General features: G+C 50.3%; 7 protein-coding genes. 4 read left to right on the top strand and 3 right to left on the bottom strand.

Annotation, left to right across the window (positions count from 1 at the left end):
• Positions 1–64: 64 nt before the first annotated feature.
• Positions 65–511 (top strand): FKBP-type peptidyl-prolyl cis-trans isomerase, encoded by a 447-nt coding sequence (locus METPAY_RS00535; RefSeq protein WP_048148210.1) that lies wholly within the window; start codon positions 65–67, stop codon positions 509–511.
• Positions 508–1,134: a DUF5591 domain-containing protein gene (locus METPAY_RS00540; protein WP_048148197.1), complete on the top strand. Its 627-nt coding sequence runs from the start codon at positions 508–510 to the stop codon at positions 1,132–1,134. Before METPAY_RS00535 ends, METPAY_RS00540 begins: the two co-directional genes overlap by 4 nt.
• Here the strand turns inward: METPAY_RS00540 and uvrB are convergent.
• The 3 genes from uvrB to uvrA are packed head-to-tail and all read right to left on the bottom strand — an operon-like array spanning position 1,131 to position 7,459.
• Positions 1,131–3,101 (bottom strand): excinuclease ABC subunit UvrB, encoded by a 1,971-nt coding sequence (uvrB, locus tag METPAY_RS00545; RefSeq protein WP_048148200.1) that lies wholly within the window; start codon positions 3,099–3,101, stop codon positions 1,131–1,133. The genes METPAY_RS00540 and uvrB overlap by 4 nt on opposite strands.
• Complete coding sequence (gene uvrC, locus METPAY_RS00550) at positions 3,091–4,641, bottom strand: excinuclease ABC subunit UvrC (protein WP_048148202.1); 1,551 nt, start codon at positions 4,639–4,641, stop codon at positions 3,091–3,093. Before uvrC ends, uvrB begins: the two co-directional genes overlap by 11 nt.
• 7 nt (positions 4,642–4,648) lie before the next feature.
• Positions 4,649–7,459, bottom strand: a complete 2,811-nt coding sequence (gene uvrA, locus METPAY_RS00555) for an excinuclease ABC subunit UvrA (RefSeq protein ID WP_048148203.1) — start codon at positions 7,457–7,459, stop codon at positions 4,649–4,651.
• 309 nt (positions 7,460–7,768) lie between these two features.
• Between uvrA and METPAY_RS00560 the strand changes: the two genes are divergently transcribed.
• Both METPAY_RS00560 and METPAY_RS00565 read left to right on the top strand, forming a co-directional pair.
• On the top strand, positions 7,769–8,833 hold the full coding sequence (locus tag METPAY_RS00560; RefSeq protein WP_048148205.1) for a YIP1 family protein: 1,065 nt from the start codon (positions 7,769–7,771) through the stop codon (positions 8,831–8,833).
• Positions 8,830–9,274: PKD domain-containing protein (locus METPAY_RS00565; protein ID WP_048148206.1), on the top strand; the 445-nt coding region annotated here is incomplete at its 3' end. The genes METPAY_RS00560 and METPAY_RS00565, both read left to right, overlap by 4 nt.

Here is a 9,274-nt window from a genome sequence, read left to right on the forward strand (position 1 = left end):
TCGTTTTTATTTCCTCTTTGCCCTGCGGATATATACCTGTGAGAGACAAAAAGTACTGGAAGCAATGAATATTGTCGAAAAGGGAGATACTGTAAAAGTCCTATTTTCAAGCAGAACATCGGAAGGTATTCCGTTTGAATCCCCGGAAGAAGGAGAAACAGAGACTGTTACGATCGGTGAAGGAAGGATCAATCCCGAATTTGAGGATGCACTTACCGGCATGTCACCGGGTGAGAAAAAGACCGTAGAACTCCCGTGCGAAAAGGCCTACGGCAAATACAGAAAGACTCTTGTCCTTAGGCTTAAGAGGAAGAAACTCGATCTTGCCGAAGAACCGGAACCGGGAAAATACCTGAAGATCTCCCTTGACGGAAAAGAGGCAGGTTTTGTGAAAGTCCTGAAGGTGGCCGGTTCATATATCGTAGTCGATGCGAATCACCCCATGGCGGGCGAAGATATGGTCTACGAACTGGAAGTCGTTGATATAATCTCCAAAGGAGATACGGATTGACAGAAAAAGAACCTGAATTTGTTGTGGATCGCGAGGGGAACAGGTACGAGATCTTCGATCCCCCGTTCTACAGGCAGGAGTTCGAGGATGCCTACCGCTACATCATCGACGAGTACGATATCCCGAAGAGGGAGATCGGGATATTCATTCCCTGTGCAATACGAAAACCCTACAGCCAGAGCCCTTCGCATAAACTTTTCAGGAGCATAATCGACACCGTTCTCCCGGAGGAAAGCTATCATATCACGATATTCGGGACATGCGGGACAGTTCCGGCCGAACTCGAACTGATGTACCCGTTCGCACATTACCATTACATGCTGGGCAAGACAACAGATGAAAAAATCCGGGCGGACTTCCACAGGATCGAAGTTCAAAGACTTACCGGATATCTCGAAAAAACAAGATGTAATTACAAAAAAAGGATCGCCTACTGCATCGGACCGTTCAGGAAGGCGATGGTTGAGGCGTGCGAAAAGACCGGAACTGAGATGAAGATCCTCCCGTCCGATCCGATGATCGACAAAATGTATGATATCGACTGCCCTTTTCCCGAAGGAAGCCTCTCGATGCAGGAATATATCGACGAGTTCAGGAGAGGGCTCGTTGAAATCAGGGATTAATAACGCCTTCCTTTTTTCTTTCCGCCGCCTTCTTCCGTCTCTTCACTTAGCTGCCTGATCCTGTCCCTGAGCACGATCGCCCTCTCGAAATCAAGCGCTTCGGCAGCCGCATCCATATCGGCCTCGAGCTCGATTATCAGGTTTGGGATCTCGGCCTTCGGGATGTGTTTGATATCCTTTATGTCGATCTCCTTCTCCCTCACGGGTTTCTTGATCGTGACTGGTACAATCCCGTGAGATTCGTTGAACTCCAGCTGCATATTCCTGCGGCGTTCGGTCTCGGATACCGCCTTCTTAATCGAGTCTGTCATATTGTCGGCGTACAGGACGACATAAGAGTTGGCATTTCTTGCCGCACGCCCGATGATCTGGATCAGGCTCCTCGAATCACGAAGGAAGCCTTCTTTGTCCGCATCGAGTATTCCAATGAATCCTACTTCTGGGATGTCAAGTCCCTCCCTGAGCAGGTTGATTCCGACCAGCACGTCGAACTTTCCCAGGCGAAGTTCCCGGATTATTTCTGTTCTCTCTATGGTCTTGATGTCCGAATGAAGATACCGTGTCTTTATCTTCTTCGATGCAAGGAATTCTGTCAGTTCTTCGGCAAGCTTCTTTGTCAGCGTGGTGATCAGCACCCGGTCGCCCTTCTCGGTCGTCTTCTGGATCTCTTCAAGCACATCGGCCATCTGGCCCCTGACCGGCCTGATCTCGACAAGAGGATCCACAAGTCCTGTAGGACGTATGATCTGCTCCACTACATTCAGCGAATGCTCCTCCTCGTATATACCCGGCGTCGCCGATACGAAGATCACGTGCCTCATGTACTCCTCGAATTCATTGAAGACGAGAGGGCGGTTGTCAAATGCCGAAGGAAGCCTGAAACCGTAATCTACGAGAGGGATCTTTCTCGACCGGTCACCGTTGTACATCCCCCTGACCTGCGGGAGCGTCTGGTGGCTCTCGTCCACGACGAGTAGGAAATCATCAGGGAAGTAGTCGAGCAGGCAGAACGGTTTCTCGCCCTCCGCCCGCCTGTCAAAATGCCGCGAATAATTCTCTATGCCCTTGCAGGATCCCGTCTCCTCGATCATCTCCATGTCGTAAAGAGTCCTCTGCTTAAGGCGGTGAGCCTCCAGCGGTCCAAGCAAAGGAAGTCTCTCCTCGAGCTCGGCTTTTATCGCCTCGATCGCCGCGGCCTTCTCCTCCTCTGGGATGACATAATGGCGGGCCGGATAGACGAAGAAATACTTCATCGGTTCGAGGATCTCACCCGTGTTCTTATCCACCTCGGATATCCTCTCGATCTCGTCGCCGAACATCTCGATACGGATGATGTTGTTGAAATAACCTGGTATCAAGTCGATAGTATCCCCGCGGACCCTGAACCGGCCCGGCATCAGTTCGGTATCGTTCCTCTCGAAAAGGATATCGACAAGTTTCATCAGGAGATCGTTCCTTTTTATCCGGTCTCCGGTCTTCAGCTCGAACCCGAGATTTTCGAAATTTTCCGGATTGCCGAGACCGTATATCGCAGAGACGGAGGCGACAACGATAACATCGGTTCTCGACAGAAGCGAAGCAGTTGCAGCAAGCCGCATCTGCTCGATCTTCGGGTTGATCTGCGCATCCTTCTCGATATACTGGTCCTTCTGCGGTATATACGATTCCGGCTGGTAATAGTCATAATAGGATACGAAATATTCCACCCTGTTCCCGGGGAAGAACTCCTTAAACTCGTTGTAGAGCTGTGCGGCAAGCGTCTTGTTGTGCGCGAGAACAAGAGCAGGCTTCTGGTAATATTCGATGACGTTGGCTATGGTAAATGTCTTCCCCGAACCGGTAACCCCGAGGAGGGTCTGGAACCTCTCGCCTTTCTTCAGCCCTTCGTCGAGTTCTTTGATCGCCTCCGGCTGGGATCCGGCCGGAGCGAAATCTGACACCAGTTTAAATTTCTTTTCAGTCTTCATCGAATGCCTCCTTCGACCTGAGCAGCCTGTTGTATGAAATTGCGAACCTGTGCGCCTCGTCCCTAATCTCCTGGAGAAACAGCGATGCCTTGTCGTTTTTCTTCAGCGGCAGGGGGGACGACATGCCGGGGACAAAGACTTCCTCCTCCCTTTTTGCAAGAGAGATGACCGGAATACCCACATCCAGTTTCTCGAGCTCCCCGAGAGCCGATGAGAGCTGACCCTTGCCGCCGTCGATTACGATAAGATCGGGAAGCTCGGCTTCCTCCTTAATAAGGCGCGAGTATCTTCTCCCGACGACCTCAGCGATAGAAGCGAAGTCATCGATCCCTTCGACAGCTTTGATCCTGAACCGCCTGTAATTCCGTTTGTCGGGTTTTCCGTAGCGGAACTGGACCATAGATCCTACCATCGCCGTCCCCGACAGGTGGGATATGTCGAAGCACTCGATAACATCGGGGGACTCTGTCAGGTGCAGCGCCTTCCTAAGTCTCTCCACTTTCGCCTCGCCGCCGAAGAACACCGATTCGATATTCTTCTTCACGAGATCCAGGAGCGCCTTCTTCTCTCCCTTCTGCGGAACGGTTACACGGACCTTCATTCCTTTTATCGAGGAAAGGTAGTCTTCGAGCGCCTCGTCCGGGATCTCCGGGAGGATCAGTTCGCGGGGAGGCTCGTTCTCTGCGTAGTACTGGATTATGAACTCCCCGAAAGAGCCCTCGTCGCAGTCGAATACGAACTCTTTCTTTTCGCCCAGTGTTCCCTTGTAGACGGAAAAGAGCATGAGATACATAATCCCGTCCCTGACGGTATAATTGATTATATCCTCGTCCGTATCCTTTCTTTGGTCTATATGCTGCCTTTCGGACAAGTGCCGGACCGCCGTTATCTGGTCCCGGACAACCATCGCTTTTTCGAATTCCCGTGCGGCCGAGAGTCCGGCCATCTCCTCCTTAAGAGAAGAGATTATCTCCGAATTATTTCCTTTCAGTACTGAGACCGCCTTACGAACGAGATCGGAATAATCCTCCGCGCTGATCTGCCCGATGCACGGGGCGCTGCACGTGCCCATATGATACCTGAGACATGCCCTCTTCCTGAGTTTCCTGCACGATCGAAGCCGAAATGTCTTTCGTACGACAGAAAGAACATAATCCCTCTCCTTTGCGGATACGAAAGGCCCGAAGTATTCCCCTGAGTCACCTTTCCTCCTCGCGATTCCGATCCGCGGGAACTTTCCGCCGGTGATATGAATATAGGCGTAGTTCTTCGAGTCCCTGAGATCGATATTGTATTTCGGCTGGTATCTCTTGATCAGGTTGTTCTCGAGGATCAGGGCCTCCGTCTCGCTCCGGGTGACGATATAGTCGAAATCTTCGGCCACGCCGAGCATTGCATTTGTCTTCGGATCGTGACTGCCTGTAAAATAGCTCGATACTCTCTTCTTAAGGTTTTTCGCCTTGCCGATATATACGGGAGTTCCCACGGAATCCCTGTATATATAACAGCCTGGCTCTTCCGGAAGAGAGTCGGTGTTCATGTCAGTATCATTTCCCTTTTTTCAGCAGCGGGACGAGGAACTTTCCCGTATAGCTGATCCCGGATTCAGCAACCTCCTCCGGGGTTCCTTCCGCGATGATCTCGCCGCCGCCGTCACCTCCTTCGGGGCCGAGGTCGATAATATAATCTGCCGATTTTATCACATCAAGGTTATGCTCGATTACAACGACTGTGTTCCCTTTCTCCACAAGGCTGTCAAGCACCTCGATAAGTTTCCTTACATCATGGAAATGGAGTCCGGTCGTCGGTTCGTCGAGAAGGTATATCGTATTACCGGTGGCACGTTTCGAAAGTTCTCTCGTGAGCTTTATCCTCTGTGCTTCTCCGCCCGAGAGCGTTGTCGAGCTCTGCCCGAGTTTTATGTACCCGAGACCGACGCGGCACAGTGTCCCGAGTTTGCTTCTGATGGAGGGAATGTTTTCAAACAGTTCATACGCCTCTTCGACCGTCATATCCAGGACCTCGGCGATCGACTTCCCCTTGTACTTCACCTCGAGCGTCTCTGAGTTGAACCTCGTTCCCTTGCACTCCTCGCACTCGACGTAGACGTCGGGCAGGAAGTTCATCTCGATCTTAATCAGGCCCTCTCCGCCGCATGCCTCGCATCGTCCGCCTTTGACATTGAACGAGAACCGGCCGGGCTTGTAACCGCGTATCTTCGCCTCCTTCGTCTCGGCGAACACCTTTCTTATCTCATCGAATACCTTTGTGTAGGTCGCCGGGTTCGAACGCGGTGTTCTGCCAATCGGGCTCTGGTCGATCACGATCACTTTGTCGATCTTCTCGTCGAAGACCATCTCCCTGTAAGATCCCGGTGAAGTCTTCGATTTGTACAGCTCCTTCACCAGGGCACGATAAAGGGTGTCGTAGATCAGTGTGGATTTTCCGCTGCCGGAGACTCCCGTCACGACGGTAAAGAGTCCCAAAGGTATCTTTGCATCTACGGATTTCAGATTATTCTGCGTACAGCCGTAGATTTTCACAGAATTTTTGAATTCCCTCCTCTTCGAAGGGACTTTGATCTCCTCTATCCCGGAAAGATATTGTCCGGTGATCGATTTCGGATTATCCGATATTTCCCCCGGCGTCCCTTCGGCGACTACGAATCCCCCGTGAATTCCTGCGCCGGGACCCATATCGAGGACATAATCGGCCTGCCGGATAGTATCCTCGTCATGCTCGACGACGACTAGAGTGTTCCCGAGATCGCGGAGCTTCTGTAAAGTCTCGATCAACTTATGGTTGTCTCTCTGGTGAAGACCGATCGAAGGCTCGTCAAGGACATAAAGGACCCCGGTCAGGTTAGACCCGATCTGTGTCGCAAGCCTGATCCTCTGGGCTTCGCCCCCCGAGAGAGTTCCCGCATTTCTAGACAAAGTGAGATATCCCAGGCCGACTTGTTCGAGGAAGACAAGCCTCGACCTGATCTCTTTTAAGATCTGTTTTGCGATCTCCCTCTCCTTGTCTGTCAGTTCAAGGTTTTCGAAGAATTCGAGGCACCGGCTTACAGGCATGTCGGTGACATCTACAATTGAATTCTCATTGATGCGTACTGCAAGAACCTTGTCCTTGAGCCTTTTTCCCTTACACGAAGGACACTCGGATATCCGCATGAACTTCTCGAGTTCTTTCTTCCTGTACTCGGATTTCGTCTGACCGTAGAGCCGTTCGGCCTGCGGAAGAAGACCCTCCCATCTACCGTTGTGCGACCAGTAGGCATCTCCTCCCTTCGCTCTCATATCGAACCGAATCTTATCGTTCGAACCGAACATCAGTGCATTATACTGTTCGTCGGAAAGCTCAGAGATCGGGGTGAAGATATCGAACCCGAAATGCTTCGCAACCGCCGCAAGATACTGAACCCTGTACCCGTCAAGGAAGTTCCTGTACATTGCTACAGCACCGTCAGACAGTGATTTGCTCCTGTCGGGAATTATCAGGTCAGGATCGAAGTCCATCTTTATTCCGAGGCCGTTACACTCCTCGCACGCACCGAACGGACTGTTGAACGAGAACATCCTCGGCTGGAGCTCCTCGAACCCTATTCCGCATATGGGACAGGCCATCTTCGATGAGAATATCTGTTCTTTTTCATCGCCCTGAATTATCACGAGGCCGCCCGATCTCTCGATCGCTGTCTCCAGGGCCTCCACAAGACGGCTCCGCTCCCCAGAGGGATCAAGTCGATCGATCACGATCTCTATATCGTGTTTCACGTATCTTTCAAGAGAGATCTCTTCGTCGGTCCGGACGATATTGCCGTCTACCCTCGCCCGGGTAAATCCATCGGAATTCAGGTCCTTCAGGAGCTGCTGGTATGTTCCCTTCTTCTGCCGGATTACCGGCGAGAGTATATTCACCATCCCTGAAAATTCGGCAGTTACCGCTTCTGCAATCCTGTCCGCCGACTGGGATTCGATCCTTATGTTGTGCTCCGGGCAGTAAGGCACACCGATCCTTGCAAAAAGAAGACGGAGATAGTCGTAAATTTCTGTGACCGTTCCGACAGTACTTCTCGGATTCTTCGATGTGGTCTTCTGCTCTATTGATATCGCAGGGGAGAGCCCGTCGATGGAATCGACATCCGGCTTGTTCATCAGCCCGAGGAACTGGCGGGCATAGGCGGAGAGCGATTCGACATATCTTCTCTGCCCTTCGGCATATATAGTGTCGAATGCAAGCGTGGACTTACCGCTGCCCGAAACCCCTGTAATTACTATTAATTCATCACGGGGGAGCGAAACGGAGATATTTTTGAGATTGTGCTCCCTCGCCCCGCGAATAATAATTCGATCCATTTCTCTTATAAAAGAGGTTATCTGGTTTCATATACATGAGCATAATGGCAGGCGGTGTGAAAGTGAAGTCCGGATTTTAACCTGACTTTTTTGCATCTTCAGGTGCGTTTATAATCTCTTTCAATTCATCGCTATCCGGGCGAATATTAGGATCGGGATATCAGAGAAATTTTTCTCAGGCACCTGTCACAGAGCATCGATCAGATCGGTAGAGGGTACCGGCGTTCATGCTGACAGCAGTTCACATCTCTCACAATTTCTGCAATAAATCTATTTTATTTAAAGTTGCATATTTCAGCAGGTGATCTCTTGGACACATATGACTATGCCAGGGAACAGACGATCGTTCAGACAACAGTTAAACTGAGCGCGAATACATACCAGCTGTCTGTAACTAATTATCGTCTGGCATTCGTGCCCCGTGAATCGACCGGGGTTTCACCGTTTTCATATTATTACGAATATATAACAGGTTTCAGGCCGGTTCAGAGCGGGTACTACGAACCGTGCATCGAACTCTCAATAAGATATTCAAACGGGATGACGGATGCTATGCAGATAGTATTTGCCGATGCAGGTGATCGGGACAGGGTTTTATATGCCATTTCCGATGCATCGGCCCAAAGACATTCGGAGAAAGAAGCAGAGAGGGATCCTTTCCTGCAAAAAAGACAGGATCTCGCGATGCAGGATGAATACGGAAACTATCGCGACGAATACGGGCAGGCTGACGACTATCGCAGGGGCGGATACGATGAGTATGATTCAGGACTCGAAAGCGGCTACGGAGAGAAGGATTATGGAAACGGACAGTACCTTTCCTTCCTGGATAAATTTGTGGGCCTTCTTAGAAATCCTTCAGGAACATTTCCTTCACTGTACTCGGATGAACTTAGCGACGGCCTGAAGTTCATGCTTGTCATGATGGCGATATCGGCAGTCGTCAATACGATGCTCACCGGATTTCTTGCAAGCAAAATTCTTCCCGGCCTCGATACATTTTCCGGTCTCGGGAGCAATCCCGCATCGCTTGTAACACTGATAATTGAGGTATTCATATTCCTTGTCCTGACACTTGCCATATACGGACTCTTAACGTTCGCGATCAGCAAGATCTTCGGAGAGGAGATGTTCCCTGACGAGTCTATGAAGGTTACCATGTATGCATCGGCTCCCTTTGCAGCCGTAGGATTGATCCCGTTATTCGGGCTGTATATTGCCCCGATCTGGACCATATACCTCCAGGCAAAAGGGCTTGAAGAATGCAACGAGATAGAAGGGCGTGCCGCGATCTTATCGTCGGTAATTGCCGCAATAATCCTGGCAGCTTTGTTCTATTTAGTTATTATAAGCGGAAAGGTGGGATTCGAATGAATTATAAACGAAATATAACAGGTGCATTTCTTGCGCTGATAATAATATGCTCGATTATAGTCATACCTGCAGCAGCCATCGAACCTGATTTCGACTGGCAGGTATACAGGATAAATACGGATGACTGGACATCATATCCGACCTACCTGAAATATTCAGGAATAATATATGAAGTTCATTTTACGGATAAGACTACTAACGGCACAGCCAAATCATGGGACTGGGAGTTCAGCGAGGACGACTGGTGGGGTTCCTCCGAACAAAACCCTGTCCATATTTATACAGAGGAGGAAGCGGACGATGCCGACTACAGGTTCAAAGTAAAATTGTCGGTCATGGACAGCAGCGGAAATTACGAAGAGACAGAAAATACAGTATATGTAGTAGAAGATGCATGGAACCTGCATAGCATCATCGACCTGACACCCGAACCTACCTCAA

Origin of the sequence: Methanolacinia paynteri, assembly GCF_000784355.1 — an archaeon.
GTDB lineage: Archaea > Halobacteriota > Methanomicrobia > Methanomicrobiales > Methanomicrobiaceae > Methanolacinia > Methanolacinia paynteri.